A 19065-nucleotide genomic window follows, 5' to 3' on the forward strand; every position below is an offset into this window, starting at 1 on the left:
GGCGGGAGATGAGGCGGTTGCCCGGTGAGAGCGGTGATCATCGCGACGGCGGTTGCCTTCCTGGTGTCCCTGTTCGGCACGCCCCTGGCCATCAAGGGGTTCACCCGGCTGAAGCTCGGCCAGCCGATCCGGATCGACGGGCCACAGACCCACCTGGTCAAGCAGGGCACCCCGACCATGGGCGGGGTGGTGGTCATCGTGGCCACGGTGATCGCGTACGTCGCCGGACACCTGGCCCTGACCGGCCTGCCGACGGCGCAGATCGCCCAGGTCGGGCCGACCATGACGGGGCTGGTGCTGCTGGGCGTGTACGTCTTCAGCGGCGCCATCGGGTTCATCGACGACTTCCTGAAGGTACGGGAGCGGAACAGCGCCGGCCTCAGCGAGCGGGGCAAGCTGGTCGGCCAGTTGCTGGTCGGGGTGGCGTTCGGGATCGTGGCGCTGGCCTATGAGAGCACCAACGGGCAGACGGTCGCCAGCACCAGCCTGTCGTTCGTGCGCGACATCGACTGGCTGGACCTGTCCCGGTACGGCGCCGTCGCGGTGTTCGTGGTGCTGGTGCTGGCCACGACCAACGCGGTCAATCTCACCGACGGGCTGGACGGGTTGGCCGCCGGCGTGTCCGTGATGGTGCTGGTGGCGTACGGGCTGATCGCGTTCTGGCAGTACCGGCACTGGTGCGCCGACATCGCGCCCGGCGGCTACAACGCCAGCGGTCTCCAGTACTGCTATCAGGTGCGGGATCCGCTGGAGGTGGCGATGCTGGCCGCCGCGGTGGCCGGGGCGTTGGTGGGGTTCCTGTGGTGGAACGCCTCTCCGGCGAAGATCATTATGGGTGACACCGGGGCGATGGCGATCGGCGGTCTGATCGCGGCGATGGCGGTGGCCACCCGTACCGTCCTGTTGTTGCCGATCATCGGCGGGCTCTTTGTGATCATCACGATGTCGCTGGTCATCCAGCGGATCTCCTACAAGACCACCGGTCGACGGGTCTTCCTGAACTCCCCGCTGCACCACCACTTCGAGATGAAGGGGTGGAGCGAGGTCAACGTGGCGATCCGGTTCTGGATCATCGGGGGGACGTGCGCGGTGATCGGGCTGGGCATCTTCTACGGCAACTTCCTCGTCGCGACGAGTTGACCGGGCCGTGGCCGTCCGCCGAGACGGCGGCGCTACAGCGGGTCGATGACGTGGCCGAACTGGGCGATCGAGCCGGCCCGGTCGACCCGGACACCGCGCCAGGACCGAACGCATCTGTCACGGTTATGCCTGAGAGTCATGAAAATGCCTCTCAGGTATAACCGCCAAATATGTTGTCGCAGTCAGCGAGGTCACCGTTCGTGACGGCCAAAGGAATGTGCGGGCACGCGGCTGCGGAACAACGTGCTCAGGTGGTTCGTGCCTCGCGGTACACGTGGGTTCGGTGCCAGTCGAGGTAGGCGCGCTGGGGCGGCAGGGCGTCGGCGGGCAGGAGGAGACGCTCGGCGAGTGGCGGCCGGCCGAACGCGGCGTGCAGAGCCGGGTCGCTGTCGACCCTGCGGTGCAGGTCGGCGTGGATGTGGATGCGCAGCCCGCCGTTGACGGTGAGCAGACCGGTGTCGAACGCGACGTCGTGTGTCGGGCAGGCGGTGAGGCCGTTGGCGACGTCGAGGCGTTCATGCGGGTCGCTCGCACGCCACGGTTTGATGTGGGAGGCGACGAGCATCCGCGGGGCACGTCGGTCGTCGATGGTCACCGCCAGCCCGCAGAACAAGCAGCGGTGGCCATGGTTGCGCAGTACGTCGCGGGCAAAGCGATGCTGCCCCACACGCGCCGCGGCGATCAGGAGCACTTCGGTCAGTTCATCGGTCACCCCGGGGTGCTCCGTGTGGACGGCGTCGACAATGTCGCCGGTGGTCAACTCGTCCTGGCCGAGCAGGATCAGCGGCGCGTCGTCGTGCTCCAGGTACAGGAAGTCGGGCAGTTCGTCGTCCGTGACGCCGACGTCGCGGGCCGCCCGCACGATGATCCGGTACACGGACGCCAGGTCGTCCTGACCGCCGAGCAGCCGGGCGGCGACCTCCACCTCGTGCCGGGCGCCGTAGCGGCGGTGGTTGACCAGCAGGCTCGCGGCCAGGCACAGCAGCGTTTCCACCGGGGTGAAGGCGACCTGCCGGCGGCCCTCGACGGCCCACGGCCGGACGAGGATCGAGCGCCACTGGGCACGGGCCGCCGACGGGGTGATCGCGAGGTAGTCCGCCGTCGTAGGCATCCACCCTCCCGCGAGCAAGCCGACGGCCCTCAGCGTAGATCACCGGAGGTGCCGACGCCCTCCGCTGGTCCTCAGTGGTCGAGGCCGATCGGTGGGCCGCCCGGACCGGCGGTCCGGCGTACGTCTTCGACGTCGCGACCGCCGTCGAGTTGCCGTACGGGATCGCCGGCCTGGATCGTCGCGCCGACCAGCACCCGGGCGTTGAGGCCGCGCAGCCGCAGGCGCTTACCCTCCTCGCTCCAGACGATCTTGTGGGCGTCGCGGCCGAACCGGGCGGCGAACTTGGCGCAGCCGTTGTGCGGCTCTTCGGTCACCTCGATCACGGCCCGGTCGCCGATCGCCAGGCGGGAACCGGCCGGCAGGGTCTCGACGCTCAGGTCGAGATCGAGGTAGAGCTGATCTCCGGCGAGCGCCCAGGCGTCCCGGTCGGGCCCGGCGATCAGTTCGACGAACCGGGAGTTGATGACGTTCAGCTGCATCTCGGGGTGCGGTGACCGGTCGACCGTCCGCGAGCTGGGCCGTTGGCTCCAACTGTCGCCGACCATCCCGGCGACGGGGTCCAACTCGGCCCGGGGCATCAGCTCCCGGGCGTCCACGGCGGGCCGGCGTACGGCCAGTGCCAGGGTGCCGACACCCCGGGGGGAGCGCCGCACGAGGTGCAGCCCTTCCAGGATCTCGGCCATGGGACGATGACGTACGGCGATGGAGTTTGCCACGATTCGACTGTGACCGATGCGCGCCCGGGTGGTCCAAGCCGTTCTCGAAGCGCGGGATCGTGCCCGGCCGCCGACGAACTCGCCGGCGCCGGCAGCGGCATGCTCACCGTCGGCCCGGTCGCGCGCTGGCTCGACCAACTCGTCGCGGCCCTCGGCCGAAACGTCCGGTGAGCCGGACCGCCGAGGGCCGCATCGCCGAGGGCCGGGCCGCCGAGGGCCACACCGCGAGGGCGGCATCGCCGAGGGCCGCATCGCCGTCGCGGCCGGCGGGCGGCGTCAGCCGATCTTCGGGGTGGCCCGGGCGATGATGGCGGAGAAGTCGACCCCGTCCGGCAGCGTGCCGTACGCCGTACCGTGGTCGCCGCCCAGCCGGGACGCGCAGAAGGCGTCGGCGACGGCCGGGTGTCCGTGGCGTACGAGCAGTGCACCCTGCAGGACCAGCGCGAGTCGTTCGGCGACGCGGCGGCCCCGCAGTTCGAGGTCGGCGTGGTCGGACAGCTCGGCGCGCAGCCGGCCGGCGGCGGCGTCCAGCCGGGCGTCGGCTCCGGCGGCGGCCGTCAGCTCCGCCTGGAACGCCTCGATGACCTGGGGTTCCTTCACCAGCGCGCGCAGCACGTCCAGCGCGGCGACGTTGCCCGAGCCCTCCCAGATCGAGTTCAGCGGCGACTCGCGGAACAGCCGGGGCAGGCCGGACTCCTCGACGTAGCCGTTGCCGCCGAGGCATTCCAGCGCCTCGGCGGCGTGCGCCGGCCAGCGCTTGCAGACCCAGTACTTGCCCACGGCGAGGGCGAGGCGCTTGAACGCGGTCTCGGTGGCGTCGCCGCGGGCGGACCGGTCGGTCGCGCCGGCCAGCCGGAGCATGAGTACGGTGGCGGCCTCCGACTCGATCGCGAGGTCGGCCAGGACGTTGCGCATCAGCGGCTGGTCGACCAGGTAGCGGTCGAAGGCGCGCCGGTGGGTGGCGTGGTGCACCGCGGTGATCACGCCCTGGCGCATGCCGGCCGCCGCCCCGATCACGCAGTCGAGCCGGGTCAGGTTGACCATGTCCACGATGGTCCGCACGCCGCGGCCCTCGTCGCCGACCCGCCAGGCGGTCGCCTGCCCGTACTCGATTTCGGCGGAGGCGTTGGACCGGTTGCCGAGCTTGTCCTTCAAGCGCATCAGCCGGATCGGGTTGCGGGTGCCGTCGGGCAGGACGCGGGGGACCAGGAAGCAGGTGAGCCCGCCGGGCGCCTGGGCGAGGGTGAGGAACACGTCGCACATCGGGGCCGAGGTGAACCACTTGTGCCCGACGAGCCGGTAGCTGCCGTCGGGCTGCGGGTGCGCGGCGGTGGTGTTGGCGCGTACGTCGGAGCCGCCCTGCTTCTCGGTCATCGACATGCCGGCCAGCAGTCCGCGCTTGCCCAGCGGCGGCCGCAGCCCGAAGTCGTACGAGCGGGCGGTCAGCAGCGGCTCGTACCGGGCGGCCAGTTCGGGAGCGTGTCGCAGCGCCGGTACGGCGGCGTAGGCCATCGAGATCGGGCAGCCGTGGCCGGCGTCGGGCCGCCAGGTGTAGAACTTGGCGGCCCGGGCCACGTGCGCGCCGGGCCGGTCGTCGGCCCACGGCGCGGCGTGCAGGCCGTGCTCGACCGCCACCCGCATCAGCTCGTGCCAGGCCGGGTGGAACTCCACCTCGTCGATCCGGTGGCCGTACCGGTCGTGGCTGCGCAGCACCGGCGGGTGCTCGTTGGCCAGCCGCCCGTGTTCGAGCGCCGGCTCGGCGCCGCCCAGCCGGCCGAGTTCGTGCAGTTCGGCGGCGGCCCAGCCGGCGCCCTCCCGGGCCAGGCCGTCCAGCAGCGCCGGGTCGTCCGCGGTGTCGTAACCGACCAGCGGTGGTACCTGGTTGAACACCTCGTGTGTGGTCATGGTGCTACTCCCAGCGCGCGGTGGAGGAAGGTGGTCAGGTCGGGGATGGTGCGCGGGCCGGCGACCCGGCGGCCAGCGGGCCGACCATGGCCTCGGCCAGCGCGCCGACCAGCGCGGTGGCGGCCAGGTCGGGGTCCTGCGGGGGCAGTTCGCCGCTCGCCACGCCCGCGGCGACGTGCCCGGCGAGCAGCCGGGCGTACGCGCGCCGGAAGACCAGCCGCTCGGCGTCGACGGCCGGGTCGACCGGCTCGGCGAGCAGGGCGTACGCCAGCCGTGGGGACTGTAGGGCGCGGCCGCAGAACGTCTCGATGACCGCGGCCACCCGCGCGGCGACGGTGGTTTCGGCCGCCGCGGCGCGGGCGACGGCGTCGACCTCGCGCTGTGCGGCGGTGCGGAATACCTCGGCGAACAGGTCGGCCTTGGTGGGGAAGTGGCGGTAGACGCTGCCGGTCGCCAGCCCGGCCCGCTCGGCGATGGTGGCGACCGAGCAGCCGGCGTAGCCGTGCTCGGCCATGATCTCCAGGGCGGCGGCGACGATCCGCTCGCGCGACGCGCTCAGCCGCGCCCTGACCCGCTCGGTGCTCCGGTAGACCACACCAAGGATTGAACCACCATTCAACCCTTGACGGCCAGGGCGGCCGGCCGGGGAGCGTCGACGGCAGGGGGAAGGCCGCCGGTCGGGGGCGTGCCGCCGGTCGGGGGCGTGCCGCCGGCGGGGGCGGAAGCCCGCCGGCGCCCCGGTCAGCCGGGCGGCTCCGCGCCGCCGGCCTGCCGGCACAGCCACCACAGCGACACGGCGTCGAAGACGCCGCCGGGGTCCAGGCCGGTGGCCGAGCAGAGCGCGTTGACGCGATTGCGTACGGTGTTCGGGTGGACGAACGCCGCCCGCGCGGCGCGGTTGGCGTCCCGGCCGTGTTCGAGCCAGAGCCGCACGGTGTGCAGGATCGCCTCGCGGTGCGCGCCCAGCGTGGCCAGCGCCGCCCGGTGCCGGTCGACCAGGGCCGCCCCGAGGTCGGGGCGTTCCAGCAGCGCGGCCACGGGCGCCAGGTCGGCGACGTGCACGGTGCCGGCGCGGCCCAGCGTCATCGCGGCCCCGGTCGCCGCGGACGCCAGCCGGCGTAGCTGGGGCACCTCGCGCACGTCCCCCGGCCCGGCGACGCCCATCGCGATGCCCGCCCCGGCGTCGCCGCCGGGCATCCGCGAGGCCACCAGGACGAGCTTTCCGTCGTCGACCCCCAGCACCCGGGCCGGCGCAGGCAGGACCGCACCCAGCCGATCGCCTCGGGATCGCGGGCCACGCCCACCCAGACCCCGTCCGGGCCGATCCCCAGGTCGGCGGCGGCCAGCACGGCGGCCGAGCCGCCCTGCAGCAGCCGGCGGACCACCTCGTCGTCGTGATCCCGGCGGGGCAGGCGGCCCGGGACCTCGGCCGCCCGGTGCGCGGCGAGCAGCCGCTGCCGGACCGCCTCGGCCCAGTCGTCGTAGAGTTCGTGCGCCTGGAGCAGCAGCGTGCTGTCGACCGCGAGTTCGCGGGCCAGCGCGCCCGTCTCGGCCCAGATCCGGCGCGCGGCGATGTGGATGGCGGCCAGCACCTCGGAGATCGGGATGCCCTGCTGGGCGCGGGTGACCGCGAGGTCCTCGACGAAGGCGAGTTCCGCCTCGGTCGGCCCGCGCCGGGCCGCGATGGCCCGGGTGGCCGCGGTCATCAGGTCCCGGGTGTGCCGGGCCACATCGGCGGCGTCGAGGGTGGCCAGCACCCGGCTTGAGGCCCGTACGTCGCGGACGGCCTCGGACAGCAGCCTCGGCGTGGCGGAGACCGACTCGATGAGCGCGACGATCTCGTCCCAGTTCGCTGCATCGCTCACCGGCCCGATTGTGCCCCCTGCTTGTGGCGCGTCACAACGAGCCGGCCGCCGCTGGGCGGCAGGTCCAAGACACATCGGGGCCGGGACGCCTAGGTTTCCTGTCCGCGGCCACAACGTCGACAAGGGGGCTCGGTAGATGTCCAAGGGCATGACCGGTGGTGAGCTGATCGCGCGGATGCTCGCCGCGGAAGGGGTCGAGGACCTCTTCGGGATCATCGACGGGACGTACTTCGGGCTGTACCGGGCGCTGGCCGGGGCGGGCATCACGCTGCACTCGCCGCGGCACGAGGCGGCCGCCGCGCACATGGCCGGCGCGTACGCGCGGCTGACCGGCCGGCTCGGCGTGGTGATGGCCTCCAACGGTCCCGGCGTGGCGAACGTGCTGCCCGGGGTGGCGGTGGAGGAGGGCGAGGGCAACCGCGTCCTGCTCATCACCTCCGCCCGCCGGGTCGGGGTGGGCCACCCGGACCGCGGCGGCGCGTACCAGTACTTCGACCAGTCGGCGGTGATCGGGCCGATGTCGAAGTGGTCCGGGTACGTGCCGTCGGCCGACCGCATCCCCGAACTGCTGCGCCGGGCGCTGCGGATCTGCTTCACCGGCCGGCCCGGCGTCGTGCACCTGGACGTGCCGGAGGATCTCATCAACGGGCCGACCGGCCTTGGCCCGGACGCGGTCCGCCCGCCCCACACGTACCGCCGGGTCGCGCCGCTGCAACCCGACCCGGTGCTCGTCGACCGGGCGGCCCAGCTGCTGGCGGCGGCGGCCCAACCGGTCATCCACGCCGGTTCCGGGGTCTACCACGCGGGCGCCGAGGCGGAGCTGGCGCGGCTGGCCGACCTGCTCGCCGCCCCCGTCACCACGTCCTGGGCGGCCCGCGGCGCGCTGCCGGAGAGCCGGCGCGAGGCCATCCCGATGACCGCGCTCGACCTCAACGACAAGGTCCGCTCCGCCGCCGACGTGGTCCTCGTCGTCGGCTCCCGGCTGGGCGAGACCGACTGGTGGGGCAAGGCCCCGAACTGGGGTCCGCCGGGGCGGCAACGCACGATCCAGATCGACGTCGACGAGGAGCGCGTCGGCGTCAACAAGCCCGTGGAGATCGCGCTGGTGGCCGACGCCCGGGAGGCGCTGCGCGCGCTGGCCGACGCGGTCGCCGCGCTGGACGTACCGAACCGGGCCGAGCGGCTCGACCGGCTCGACGGTTGGCAGGCGGCCAGGGCGGAGGTGCGGGCCAAGCTCGACAAGCCGCTGGCCCCGGCCGCGTCCGCCGCGCCCGTGCATCCCGGGTCGGTGGCGGCGGTCGCCCAGGAGATCATGCCCGAGGACACGGTGTGGGTCTTCGACGGCGGCAACACCGTCGTCTGGGCGAACTTCTACCACGAGGCCCGGGTGCCGCGGTCCATCCTCTCGACGTTCAAGTTCGGCATGCTCGGCGCCGGCCTCGGGCAGGCGCTCGGCGCCGCGGCCGCCGCGCCGGACCGGCGGGTGTGCTGCCTGATCGGTGACGGCGCGTTCGGCATGCACGCCAGCGAGATCGAGTCCGCGGTCCGGCTCGACCTGCCGATCGTCTTCGTGGTCTTCGTCGACGGCCAGTGGGGCATGGTCAAGATGAGTCAACAGATCGCCGCGGCGCCCCTGGCGACCGTCGTGCGCAAGGTGGTCTGGAACGCCTCGCTGCCCGATGATCAGGTCGTGTACGCGGACTTCGAGGCGTGCCGGTACGACCAGCTCGCGACGGCGCTCGGCGCGCACGGCGAGTACGTCACGTCCGCAACGGACCTGCGCGCCGCGCTGGAGCGGGCGAGGGACTGCGGCGGTCCCGCGGTCGTGCACGTGCAGGTCGACAATGTCGGGCACATGTGGGCGCCCGGGCTGCGGGCGTTCAAGAAGATGCACCAGGAGCCGAAGGGGTGAGCGGGATGCCGGCGCAACGCGTCCTCGTCACCGGGGGCAGCGGCTACCTCGGCCGACTCGTGGTCGCCCGGTTCGTCGCGGCGGGGATCCGCACGGTGTCGGTGGACGTCCGGAAACCGGCCGAGCACCGCGACGGCGTGCTGGAGATCGTCGAGGACCTGCGCCGGCTCGACCTGGCCGCGCTGCTGCGCGAGCAGCGCAGCACGGCCGTGGTGCACCTCGCGGCGATCGTCGAACCGCCGCGTGGGATGGACGAGGCGGAGCTGGAATCCATCGAGGTGGGCGGCACCCGGGCCGTGCTGGACGCCTGCGTGGCGGCCGGCGTCGGGCACCTGAGCGTGCTCTCCTCCGGCGCGGCCTACGGCTACACGGCCCGCAACGACGGCCGGCTGCTGGACGAGGACACCCCCGTCGTGGGCAGCCCCGAGTTCGCCTACTCCCGGCACAAGGCGATGGTGGAGGCGCTTGTCGCGCGGACCCGGCGGCTGCACCCCGACCTCGGCGTCCTGCTGCTGCGCCCGGGAACGATCCTCGGCACCACGACGGACAACCAGATCACCGCGCTGTTCCGCCAGCCGGTCATCCTCGGGCTGCGCGAGTCCGACACCCCGTTCGTGTTCGTGTGGGACGAGGACGTCGCCGAGATCATCGCCACCGGGGTGGAGCGCGCCGTGACGGGGACGTACAACGTGGCCGGGGACGGGGTGGTGACCCTCGCCGAGATCGCCGCCGCGCAGCGGCGCCGGCTCGTCCGGCTGCCGGCCGCCACCGTCCGGCGGGCGCTGGCCCTCGGCCGCCGGCTGGGCGTGGGACGGTACGGCCCCGAACAGGTCGACTTCCTGCGGCACCGCCCGGTGCTGGACAACGCCCGGCTGCGCCGCGCCTTTCCCGGGCTGCCCAGGCTGACCAGCCGGGAGACCTACGAGCTGCACCGTCAGGGAAGGCGGTCGTGATGGTGGCCGACCCCGCAGAACTGCGCGGCGCCCTCGTCGTGGTCACCGGCGCCGCGGGACGGATCGGCCGGTGCCTGGTCGAGGCGCTGGTCTCCGCGGGCGCCACGGTGGTGGGACTGGACCTGGCCCGGTTCTGCCCGCCGGGCGACGGCCGCTACCTCGCCTGCGACATCACCGACGAGACCGCCGTGCGGGACACCGTCGCGCGGATCGTGGCCGATCACGGGCGGATCGACGTGCTGGTGCACTGCGCCGGGCTGTCGGCGATCGGCGCCTTCGAGGATCACGACCTGGCCACCCATCGCAGGGTCATGGAGGTCACGCACTTCGGCGCGGTCGCGGTGACCCTCGCGGCCCTGCCGGCCCTGCGGGCTGCCGCGGGCCGGATCGTCGTGGTCGGGTCCGTGGCGGGCTTCGCACCGGTCCTCGGCCGCCCGCCGTACGTGGCCGCCAAGCACGCCGTCACCGGGCTGTTCACGGCGCTGCGCGCCGAGCTGGCGCCCTCCGGCGTCCGGGTCACCCTGGTCCATCCCACCTTCGTCGCCGGCGGCATGACGGAGGCCAGCGACCGGGCGCCGGGCCGCGAACGCGCCAGCACGGGCCGGGAACTCACGCCCGCCGACGTCGCCGCGGCCATCGTCGCGGGCATCGCGCAGGGCCGGGACCTCGTGCTCATCGGCCGCACCGCGTGGCTGTCCTGGTACGTCAACCGGCTGGCGCCCGGCCTCTACGTTCGCCTCATGACGCGTCGACTGCGGGCGACCGGCACGGCCGCCGGGCGGGGGACACCCGGATGAGCGAGCGGATCGTCGGGCTCGGTGCGGTACGGCCGCACCTCGGTACGCAGCGGAGCGGAGAACCGGAATGAACGGCCTGGTGCAGGCGACCCCCGCGCTCGCCGAGGTGGTGACCGGCGACGTGGACTCGATCCGGATCGCGTTCGACGAGCAGTCGATGGTGATCCTGCGCGTCGCGATCGGCGCGATTCTCTTCGGGATCGCCCTGGACACCCGGGTCGAGGACTTCCGGCGCGCCGCCCGGCGCCCGGGCAGCATCGCCATCGGGGTGGCGGCACAGTTCCTCGTCCTCCCGGCGATCACCTTCGCGCTCACCCTCGCGCTTCACGTGCGCGGCTCGGTCGCCCTCGGGATGATCCTCGTCGCCTGCTGCCCGCCCGGGAACGTGTCGAACATCGTCACCCACCTGGCCCGCGGCGATGTGGCGCTGTCGGTGTCGATGACGGCCGTGAGCAACCTGCTCGCCATCGTCCTGATGCCGCTCAACTTCGCCCTGTGGGGCAGCCTGCACCCCACCGGCGGCCCGATGATGCGGGCCATCGCGCTGAACCCCGTGGACATGCTCATCGAGGTCGGCCTGGTCATCGGGCTGCCGTTCCTGGCCGGCATCGCGCTGGCCAGCCGCTTCCCGCAGGTGTCCGCCCGGGCGTCGAAGGTGGTCGGCCCGGCCGGTTTCCTGCTGCTCGGCGGCCTCATCGCCATCGCGCTCGCGAACAACCTCACGCTGTTCCTCGGCTACATCGGCATCGTCTTCCTGGCCGTCCTGCTGCACGACGCGCTGGCGCTGGGGCTCGGCTACGGCATCGCGCGGCTCACCCGGCTGCCCGGAGGCAGCGCGCGGGCGATGACCTTCGAGGTCGGCATCCGCAACGCGGGGCTCGGGCTGCTGCTGGTCTTCAGCTACTTCGACGGCCTGGGCGGGATGGCCCTGGTGGCCGCCTGGTGGGGGATCTGGGACATCATCGCGGCGCTCGCCGTGGCCGGCTGGTGGCGCCGGTGGCCGGTGCGGGACGCGGCACGGTTCGACGCCGTACCGCACTCCTGAGCCGGCCCCGTTGCTGAGCCGGCGTCGTTGCTGAGCCGGCGGGGCGCCGGTCGGCCTCGGTCCGGTCGGCTGGGTCCGGTCGGCTCGGTCCGGTCGGCTCGGTCCGGCCGGCTCAGTCCGGCCGGCGCGCGGATGTCCAGCCCTGCCGGTGCAGCCGTTCGATGCCGTCCAGCAGCAGGTCCAGGGCGAATTCGAACTCGAACTGGTCGTCGCAGCCCGACCCCACGACCGACCCGTCGTCGTGCGCCGCCGCCGCGGCGATCGCCGCGAGGTGCGGGAACCGGGCGGCGGCCTCCGGCGGCATCGCCGCGGGCGGCTCGGGCTCGGCCGGGCCGGACCTGCCGGCCTGCCGGGAGGGGTCGAACAGTTCCTGGCTGAAGCCCAGCATCCGGCTGCCCATCGCGTGCATCACGTGGTGGGCCAGGTCGGTGGAGAACCCGCCGGCCCGCAACGTCCCGACCATCGAGTCGAGGTAGGCGAGGATGGCCGGCGTCGCCGTGGTGCGCGACTCGATCGCCAGCGGCGCCCAGGGGTGGCGGCGCAGCGCCTGCCGGGCCGACAGGATGCGCCGGCCGATCTCCCGCTTCCAGCCGGAGCCGGGCGCCGGCGGGTCGATCTCGCCGATCACCACGTCGATCATGCCGTCGAGCAGTTCGTCCTTGTTGGCCACGTGCTTGTAGAGGGCCATCGGCACGACGCCCAGTTCCTGCGCGAGGTTGCGCATGCTGAGCGAGTCGATCCCGGCCGCGTCGGCGAGCGCGACGGCGGTACGCAGGATCCGGTCCCTGCTCAGCGGCGTCCGGCGCAGCGTCTCAGCCTGCTCAGCCATCTCGTCCTCGTCTTCCGGCGGCCGGTCTGAACCATAACCGTCTTGACGGGTGTACGGCGTACACCTACGTTTCTGACAGGAGGTGTACGCCGTACACCAAGGGGAGGGGACAATGAAGGCGATCGTCCAGGACCGGTACGGCCCGCCGGAGACGCTCACCCTCGCGGACGTCGCCGTACCGGTGCCCGCCGCCGGTGAGGTCCTCGTGCGGGTCGAGGCCGCCGCGCTCAACGCGTACGACTGGCATGCCATGCGGGGCGATCCCCGGCTGGCGCGGCTCTCGATGGGCCGGACGCGGCCCCGGGCGCGCATCCGTGGCCGGGACTTCGCCGGCCGGGTGACGGCCGTGGGCGCCCAGGTCCGGCAGGTACGCCCCGGGGACGCCGTCTTCGGCGACCTCGGCGAGGCCGACGGCGCCTTCGCCGAGTACGTCCGCGTGCCCGAGACCCAGGTCGCGGCGCAGCCGGCGAACCTGACGCCGCAGCAGTCGGCGGCCCTGCCGCTGGCCGGCACCACCGCGCTGATGGGACTGCGCGACGTCGGGCGGGTCGAGCCCGGCCAGCACGTCCTCATCAACGGTGCCTCCGGCGGCGTCGGCACCCTGGCCGTCCAACTGGCCAAGGCGCTGGGCGCGAGCGTGACGGGCGTGTGCAGCAGCCGCAACGTCGACCTGGTCCGCGCCCTGGGCGCCGACCACGTGATCGACTACACCCGGCAGGACTTCACCCGCGGTCCGCGCCGGCACGACGTCGTGCTCGACCTGGTCGGCAACCGGTCACTCGGCGCGCTCCGGCGTGCGCTGAAGCCGGCCGGGACGCTGGTGCTCTCCGGCGGCGGGGTCTACCGCGGCGGCAGCCTGGTCGGACCGATCTGGCTGATCGCCCGCGGGCGGCTGCTGGCGCCGCTGGTCCGCCAGCGCATCGCCGTGCTGACCACGGCGCCGCACCGGGAGCACCTCGACGCGCTGCGCCGCTACGCCGAGGCCGGCCGGCTCACCCCGGCCATCGACCGGACCTATCCCCTGCACGAGGTGCCCCGGGCCCTCCGGTACCTGGAAGGCGAGCACGCGCGGGCGAAGGTCGTCATCACCGTCTGACCCGCCGGCGCCGGCGCCGGCGGACGTGAACGCGACCGCGACCGCGGGGGCCGCCGGTCGGCGGCCCCCGCGGCGGGAACCATCACGGGTGTGTCGGGTGCACCGGGTGGCCGGTCGCGCGCGGCCGGCCGCGCGCGGCACGGTCAGAGCCTGGTCAGGGTCCAGAGGTGGTCGGCGGTCCCGTTGTCGCCCCACTGGAGCACCTGGGCGCCCGAACTCGTGCTCATGTTGTTGACCCCGAGCAGCAGCCCGCTGTTGACGTTCTGCAGCTTGTAGTGGCCGGCGCCGTCCGGGACCGGGGTCCAGAGATGGTCGGCCGTTCCGGTGTCACCCCAGACCAGGGCCGGAGCCCCGTAGCTGGTCGAGGCGTTCTGGATGCCGAGCACCAGGCCGCTCAACTGGTCGACGATCTTGTACTGTCCGCCGCCCGCGGCGACCAGCGACCAGACCTGCGACGTACTGCTGCTGGCGGTGGCCTGGACGACGAGCGTGCCCCAGGCGGTGCCGGAGTTCTGCGTGTCGAGCCGCAGCCCGCTGTTGGCGTTCGTGATCCGGTAGGTGCCGGCCAGGTCGGAGGAGGGCGGCGTGCCGGAGCCGGGGGTGATCGTGATCCGGTACGCGTCGTTTGTGGACATCGTGACCGGGACCGAGATCGTGCCGTTGGACGGGGTGTACGTCGAGGTCGAGATGGTGCTCGGGCCGGCGGAGGCGACCGTGCGGCCCAGCGAGACGGTCTGCTCGACCTTCACGTTCACCGTGCTGCCGAGGCTCAGCGAGTTGAGCCCGTTGACGGTGACCGCGCAGGAGCCGGAGCAGTGGCCGACGACGATGCTGACCTGGTTGTTGCCCGAGGGTACCGAGGCGAAGCCGTCGATGCCGGTCTGCGCGGGCGGCGTCGTCACGACCATGTTGCCGCTCATGTCCGCGTACCAGGTGTAGAGCCAGTAGGCGGCGTTCGGGCTGCCGCCGCGGCCGGTCAGCAGGTCGCCCAGGGCGCCGGACTGGTTCCAGAAGGGCAGTTCGGCGTCGCGGATGCCGAGCCGCTCGAACTTCGAGATGTAGCCCACGAGCGGTCCGGGCAGGCCGACCTCGCCCGGTGCGGCGTACTCCTCGATCGCGATCGGCCGGCGGGCGATGCCGAGCTGGTCCTCGATCGCCTGCACCGTTGCCACGTCGCCGGCGATCTTCGAGGAGTTCGACAGCTCGTGCCAGGCCAGGATGTCCGGCACGGTGTTCGTCGCGACGGCGTTCTGCAGGAAGTTGCGCATGTCGCTGATGTTGTCCGAGAAGCTGGGACCCTGGATCGGCTTGGTCGCGTCGATCGAGCGGACCTGGCGGAAGGTCGTGGTCCAGAAGTCCTCGTACGTGCCGTTGGCCGACTGCCAGGTGTTGTCCGACTCGTTCCACAGCTCGTAGGCGGAGATGCTGTTGTAGTAGGACGCCTGCTTCATCGCGGTGATCTGCGAGTTGACGAACGGCGTCCAGGTGCTCCAGCTGAACTGGTACGGCCAGCCGGCGTAGTAGTCGGAGAGCCGGTTGACCAGCTTCGCGCCGACGGCGACCGCGGTCGGGGCCACCACGGAGATGTCGCCGGTGGGCTGCTGGTGCCCGCCCGCGGGCATCTGGACGAAGGTGTTCGGCTTGATGGCCTGGGCGAGCGCCACCGTCGGCTGGGTGGCGTTGGCCAGTCCGTAGAGGCTGCCGGTCGCCACGTGCGTGACCGGACGCAGGACCTGGTTGGCGTTGACGGTCAACGTGTTCGACGCGGCCGCCGCCGACGCGGGGGTCAGGGACAGGCTGGCGACGAGCGTGCTGGCGACGGCCACCGCCGAGGTCGCCAGCAGGCAGCGGCGGACTCGTCGCCGCCGTCCGGCGTGGACGATCTGTGTCATGTCGGGGGATCTCCTCTCGCCCGGGTGTCACGGGGCGTGGCGGAAGGGATAGGAAAACCTTTTCCTGAATGTAACGGACGTGTTTCGGCTGGTCAAGAGATGAAAGTCGATATGACGAGGCCGTCGCGCAGATGCCCCCCCGGCATCCGGCGGAATCAATCGGGAAATCGTTTTTCCTACAACGTTTGCCGGTGCGGCCCGGGCGCTACGGCGCCGCCGGTCCGGCCAGCGGGATCCAGACCCGCATGGGTCCGGCGGCCCGGTTGGCCCACAGGAAGTACGGGACGCTCGACACGACCGCGCCGGTCGCGGCGGGCCGTGCGGCCGGGTCCAACGGCCGGTACAGATCGTCGTCGGTGCTGCCCCGCGCGCTGACGGTGGCGGTCAGCCGGACCGGGGCCAGCCCCGCGGCCGGGACCGCCTGGACCGGCCCGGCGGGATCCAGCTCGATGTCCTCGAAGACCGCGCCGGACAGCGCCTCGGGCACGTCGAGGTGTTCGAGACAGTAGACGAGCGGGCCGCGGGCGAGCGCGACCGTGCCCCGTACGGCGTCCACCCGCGGATGCGCGGCGATCAGCCGCGGCGGCATGGCCAGCACGAGTTCCACCCGGTCGCCCGGCTGCCAGGTCCGGGCCAGGCGCAGGTAGCCGGCCTGCGCCGGGGCCCCGAACTCGGCACCGTTCACCGACAGTCGCGCGCTGGCGCACCAGTCCGGAACCCGCAGCGCGAGGGTCCACGGCCTCTCGTCGGTGGCCCGGACCGTGATCGAGATCCGGCCGTCCCACGGATAGTCGCCGCTCACCTCGATCGTCCGCCCGGCCGAGGCGTACCGGCCGGAGGCGTACAGGTGCAACTGAAGCCCCCGCGCGTCGCCGGTCGCCGTGTAGTGGTGCAGCGAGGCCATCAACCGGGCCAGATTCGGCGGGCAGCAGGCACACGAGTACCAGGGGAGCCGCTGCGTCGGCGCGTCCTCGTCCGAGCCGTCGTGGCCGGTGCGCAGCTGCAACGGATTGGCGTAGAAGAACTCCCGACCCGACTGCCCGATCCCGACGGCGATGCCGTTGTAGAGGAAGCGCTCCATCGCATCGGCGTACCGGACCCGGCCGGTGGCCAGCAGCAGCCGCCAGGCCCACTGGAAGGAGCCGATGGCCGCGCAGGTCTCCGCGTACGCGCGGTCGGGCGGCAGCTCGTACGGGTCGCCGAACGCCTCGTCGCGGTGCCGGGAGCCCTGGCCGCCGGTCAGGTACGTCCGGCTGGCCAGCGCCGACTCCCAGAGCCGCTCGGTGGCCGCCAGCAGCTCGGCGTCACCGTTCTCCACGGCCACGTCGACCGCGCCGGCCAGCAGGTAGACCTGGCGTACCACGTGCCCGGCGACCTCCCGGGCGTGCCGGACCGGCGCGTGGTCCTGGAAGTACCGCGGCCCGAACCGGTCGCCGCCGAGCAGCCCGTGCCCGCGCAGCTCGACGAAGCGGGCGGCGAGCGCCAGGTACGGCCGGTGCCCGGTGACCCGGTACAGCTCGACCAGCGCGGTCTCGATCTCGGGATGGCCGCAGATCCCGTCGGCCCCGTCCGGGCCGTACCGGCGTACCAGCAGGTCGGCGAAGCGGCGCGCGACGCCGACGAGCTGCTGTCCCGCCTCGTCGCCGGCGGCGGCGCGGGCCGCCGCGACCGCGGCCTGGATGAGGTGCCCCGCGCAGTACATCTCGTGGCTGTAGTGCAGCTCGCTCCACTGCCGGTCCCGATGGTCGGTCTGGTAGTACGAGTCGAGGTAGCCGTCCGGGTCCTGCGCCTTTTCCAGCAGCGCGGTCACCTCGGCGCGGAACGCGGGGTCACCGCCGCCCGAGCGGCCGAGGTCCCAGAACGCCGCCTCAAGGGTCTTGTAGACGTCGCTGTCGGCGAACCACATCCCGCTGAACGCCCCGTCCGCCTCCCCGGTGACCCGTCGCAGGTTGCGAAGGTTCCCGCGTACGTCGAGCTGCTCGATGCAGTGCGGCAGCGTCGCCGCCGCGTTGCGCGCCTGCCAGGAACCGAGCAGGCCGCCCGGATCCAGGCGCACGGCGCCCGCGTCCAGGGGGCGGAGTGTGCAGCGGGACGGTGACGTGGGGACGACCGGGCCGTACGCAGAAGCCATGAAGTGTTTCCTCAGTCCTTGACGGCGCCGGCGGTGACACCGGCGGCGACGTACCGCTGCGCGATGATGAGCAGCAGCGTCGCGGGGATGGACGCGACCACGGCGGTGGCCATGATCGCGTTCCACTGCTGGTTGTTGTTGCCGATGTAGTGGTAGATGCCGAGGGTGATCGGTTGGACGTCGCCACCACCGTCGAGCGTGGTGGCGAAGACGAAGTCGGACCACGACCAGAGGAACGCGAACAGCGACACGGTGACGACGGCGTTGCGCGACACCGGCAGGATGATCGAGACGAAGATGCGCCACGTCGTCGCACCGTCGATCAGCGCCGCGTCGGTCAGCTCCTGCGGGATGCCCGACATGAACGCGGTGAAGAGCAGCACCCCGAACGGCACGGCGATGGTCGAGTCGGCCAGCAGCAGGCCGGCGGCGTTGTTCAGGATGCCCAGCCGCAGGTAGATGGCGTAGAAGCCCATCGCCATGATGATCGCCGGGATGATCTGGGCGATCAGCAGCACCAGGCTGAGCAGCCCGCCGCCGCGCGGCCGCAGCCGGGCCAGCGAGTAGCCGGCCGGCGCCGACAGCGCCACGGTGAGGACCACCGTGCCGAGGCCCACCAGGAAGCTCGTCCCCAGGTACGGCAGCTGCTCGTGCAGCACGGCCCGGTAACCCTCCAGGGTGCCGTGGATCGGGAACAGGTACGGCGGGTCGTGCCGCATGTCGGTGTCCCGGGTGAAGGACACGTTGACCATCCAGTAGACCGGGAACAGCATGACCGCGGTGAGCAGCACCCCGATCGCGGTTTTCACCGGCCTGGCGGTGCGCCCGCTCACGGCTGCCACCTCCGCTGGCCGCGGATGTGGATCAGGCCGAAGACCAGCGCCATGACGATCAGCAGGTTGCCGACCGCCGCGCCCGGACCGAACTGCGGAAGCAGACTCCCGAAGCTGAACCGGTAGGACCAGGTGGCGAACGTGGTCGACGCGTCGGTCGGACCGCCCTTCGTCATGATCCAGATGATGTCGAAGACCTTGAGCGTGTAGACCAGCCCGAGCAGGATGGTGATCGCGCTGACCGGCCGCAGCAGCGGGAAGGTCACCAGCCAGAACGTCTTCCAGCCGGTCGCGCCGTCGATCCTGGCCGCCTCGTGGATCTCCGTCGGGATGGCCTGTAGCCCGCTGTAGAGCACCACCAGGTTGAACGGGATCCCGATCCAGATGTTCGCGATGATCACGCTGGTCAGCGCCCAGTGGGGCGACGTGAGCCAGTTGACCGGGTCGATCCCGACGACGCCGAGCGCGGTGTTGACGATCCCGGAGTCGCTGTTGAGCATCCACGACCAGGTCGACGCCGAGACGATCAGCGGCAGCAGCCACGGCACCAGGAACAGCGCCCGCAGCGTGGCCGAGAGCGGGAAGTTCTGCCGGAAGAAGACCGCCAGCGCCATCCCGAGCGAGAACTGGAAGATCAGCGAGACCAGTGTGAACAGGACCGTGTGCAGCAACGCCGGGCCGAAGGTGGGGTGCTCGACGATCGTGCGGTAGTTGTCCAGCCCGGAGAACGGCGCCCCGCCCTGCACGAAGGAGCGGACGGTGTAGTGGCGCAGGCTCAGGTCGACGTTGCGGTACAGCGGATAGGCGTAGCAGACGAGCAGGTAGCCCACGACCGGGGCC

The 19065-nt window shown here is 72.6% G+C and carries 17 protein-coding genes; 6 read left to right on the plus strand and 11 right to left on the minus strand.

The features are described 5' to 3' along the window. Positions 1 to 24: 24 nt before the first annotated feature. Entirely contained in the window at positions 25 to 1140 is a 1116-nt protein-coding gene (mraY, locus tag CIK06_RS09935) for a phospho-N-acetylmuramoyl-pentapeptide-transferase (RefSeq protein WP_095564584.1), read from the plus strand. 247 nt (positions 1141 to 1387) lie between these two features. On the opposite strand, the gene CIK06_RS09940 is transcribed toward mraY, so the two are convergent. The 6 genes from CIK06_RS09940 to CIK06_RS29895 form a co-directional block, all read right to left on the minus strand. After that, complete coding sequence (locus tag CIK06_RS09940) at positions 1388 to 2251, minus strand: HNH endonuclease (protein ID WP_095564585.1); 864 nt, start codon at positions 2249 to 2251, stop codon at positions 1388 to 1390. Between the two features lie 71 nt (positions 2252 to 2322). Next, positions 2323 to 2967, minus strand: a complete 645-nt coding sequence (locus CIK06_RS09945) for an MOSC domain-containing protein (protein WP_198348173.1) — start codon at positions 2965 to 2967, stop codon at positions 2323 to 2325. A 276-nt stretch (positions 2968 to 3243) separates the two neighbouring features. After that, positions 3244 to 4872, minus strand: coding sequence for an isovaleryl-CoA dehydrogenase (locus CIK06_RS09950; protein ID WP_095564586.1), 1629 nt, complete (start codon positions 4870 to 4872; stop codon positions 3244 to 3246). 34 nt (positions 4873 to 4906) lie between these two features. Then, positions 4907 to 5467: a TetR/AcrR family transcriptional regulator gene (locus CIK06_RS09955; protein ID WP_232534120.1), complete on the minus strand. Its 561-nt coding sequence runs from the start codon at positions 5465 to 5467 to the stop codon at positions 4907 to 4909. Positions 5468 to 5613: 146 nt separating this feature from the next. After that, complete coding sequence (locus tag CIK06_RS09960) at positions 5614 to 6003, minus strand: helix-turn-helix domain-containing protein (RefSeq protein ID WP_198348174.1); 390 nt, start codon at positions 6001 to 6003, stop codon at positions 5614 to 5616. Further along, complete coding sequence (locus CIK06_RS29895; protein WP_198348175.1) at positions 5955 to 6737, minus strand: hypothetical protein; 783 nt, start codon at positions 6735 to 6737, stop codon at positions 5955 to 5957. The genes CIK06_RS09960 and CIK06_RS29895 overlap by 49 nt, the downstream gene beginning before the upstream one ends. Positions 6738 to 6873: 136 nt before the next feature. Here CIK06_RS29895 and CIK06_RS09965 point away from each other — a divergent pair, with 136 nt between their 5' ends. The 4 genes from CIK06_RS09965 to CIK06_RS09980 all read left to right on the plus strand — a co-directional run bounded on the left by CIK06_RS09965 (position 6874) and on the right by CIK06_RS09980 (position 11444). Next, entirely contained in the window at positions 6874 to 8649 is a 1776-nt protein-coding gene (locus CIK06_RS09965) for a thiamine pyrophosphate-binding protein (RefSeq protein WP_095564588.1), read from the plus strand. Positions 8650 to 8654: 5 nt separating this feature from the next. Continuing rightward, positions 8655 to 9602 carry an NAD-dependent epimerase/dehydratase family protein gene (locus CIK06_RS09970; protein ID WP_095564589.1) on the plus strand — a complete coding sequence of 316 codons (948 nt, stop codon included), beginning with the start codon at positions 8655 to 8657 and terminating at the stop codon, positions 9600 to 9602. After that, entirely contained in the window at positions 9602 to 10399 is a 798-nt protein-coding gene (locus tag CIK06_RS09975) for an SDR family oxidoreductase (RefSeq protein ID WP_157756692.1), read from the plus strand. Before CIK06_RS09970 ends, CIK06_RS09975 begins: the two co-directional genes overlap by 1 nt. A gap of 67 nt (positions 10400 to 10466) precedes the next feature. Continuing rightward, positions 10467 to 11444 (plus strand): bile acid:sodium symporter family protein, encoded by a 978-nt coding sequence (locus tag CIK06_RS09980; protein ID WP_095564591.1) that lies wholly within the window; start codon positions 10467 to 10469, stop codon positions 11442 to 11444. A 112-nt stretch (positions 11445 to 11556) separates the two neighbouring features. Here the strand turns inward: CIK06_RS09980 and CIK06_RS09985 are convergent, their stop codons facing one another. Next, positions 11557 to 12273: a TetR/AcrR family transcriptional regulator gene (locus CIK06_RS09985; RefSeq protein WP_095564592.1), complete on the minus strand. Its 717-nt coding sequence runs from the start codon at positions 12271 to 12273 to the stop codon at positions 11557 to 11559. 112 nt (positions 12274 to 12385) lie between these two features. Here CIK06_RS09985 and CIK06_RS09990 point away from each other — a divergent pair, with 112 nt between their 5' ends. After that, positions 12386 to 13369 carry an NAD(P)-dependent alcohol dehydrogenase gene (locus tag CIK06_RS09990; protein WP_095564593.1) on the plus strand — a complete coding sequence of 328 codons (984 nt, stop codon included), beginning with the start codon at positions 12386 to 12388 and terminating at the stop codon, positions 13367 to 13369. 143 nt (positions 13370 to 13512) lie between these two features. Here CIK06_RS09990 and CIK06_RS09995 read toward each other — a convergent pair whose 3' ends face one another. The 4 genes from CIK06_RS09995 to CIK06_RS10010 form a co-directional block, all read right to left on the minus strand. Next, complete coding sequence (locus CIK06_RS09995) at positions 13513 to 15261, minus strand: RICIN domain-containing protein (RefSeq protein ID WP_095564594.1); 1749 nt, start codon at positions 15259 to 15261, stop codon at positions 13513 to 13515. Between the two features lie 205 nt (positions 15262 to 15466). After that, positions 15467 to 17392, minus strand: a complete 1926-nt coding sequence (locus tag CIK06_RS10000) for a glycoside hydrolase family 127 protein (protein WP_095564595.1) — start codon at positions 17390 to 17392, stop codon at positions 15467 to 15469. A gap of 11 nt (positions 17393 to 17403) precedes the next feature. Next, entirely contained in the window at positions 17404 to 18165 is a 762-nt protein-coding gene (locus CIK06_RS10005; RefSeq protein WP_095567703.1) for a carbohydrate ABC transporter permease, read from the minus strand. 56 nt (positions 18166 to 18221) lie between these two features. Further along, positions 18222 to 19055 carry a carbohydrate ABC transporter permease gene (locus CIK06_RS10010; RefSeq protein WP_232534121.1) on the minus strand — a complete coding sequence of 278 codons (834 nt, stop codon included), beginning with the start codon at positions 19053 to 19055 and terminating at the stop codon, positions 18222 to 18224. Between the last annotated feature and the right edge of the window lie 10 nt (positions 19056 to 19065).

This window comes from Plantactinospora sp. KBS50 (assembly GCF_002285795.1).
GTDB lineage: Bacteria > Actinomycetota > Actinomycetes > Mycobacteriales > Micromonosporaceae > KBS50.

Coding starts and splice junctions, on each gene's coding strand:
- CIK06_RS09940 (WP_095564585.1), bottom strand. CDS start 2,251: ATGCCTACGACGGCGGACTACCTCGCGATCACCCCGTCGGCGGCCCGT.
- CIK06_RS09950 (WP_095564586.1), bottom strand. CDS start 4,872: ATGACCACACACGAGGTGTTCAACCAGGTACCACCGCTGGTCGGTTAC.
- CIK06_RS09965 (WP_095564588.1), top strand. CDS start 6,874: ATGTCCAAGGGCATGACCGGTGGTGAGCTGATCGCGCGGATGCTCGCC.
- CIK06_RS09970 (WP_095564589.1), top strand. CDS start 8,655: ATGCCGGCGCAACGCGTCCTCGTCACCGGGGGCAGCGGCTACCTCGGC.
- CIK06_RS09975 (WP_157756692.1), top strand. CDS start 9,602: ATGGTGGCCGACCCCGCAGAACTGCGCGGCGCCCTCGTCGTGGTCACC.
- CIK06_RS09980 (WP_095564591.1), top strand. CDS start 10,467: ATGAACGGCCTGGTGCAGGCGACCCCCGCGCTCGCCGAGGTGGTGACC.
- CIK06_RS09985 (WP_095564592.1), bottom strand. CDS start 12,273: ATGGCTGAGCAGGCTGAGACGCTGCGCCGGACGCCGCTGAGCAGGGAC.
- CIK06_RS09990 (WP_095564593.1), top strand. CDS start 12,386: ATGAAGGCGATCGTCCAGGACCGGTACGGCCCGCCGGAGACGCTCACC.
- CIK06_RS09995 (WP_095564594.1), bottom strand. CDS start 15,261: ATGACACAGATCGTCCACGCCGGACGGCGGCGACGAGTCCGCCGCTGC.
- CIK06_RS10000 (WP_095564595.1), bottom strand. CDS start 17,392: ATGGCTTCTGCGTACGGCCCGGTCGTCCCCACGTCACCGTCCCGCTGC.
- CIK06_RS10005 (WP_095567703.1), bottom strand. CDS start 18,165: ATGCTGTTCCCGGTCTACTGGATGGTCAACGTGTCCTTCACCCGGGAC.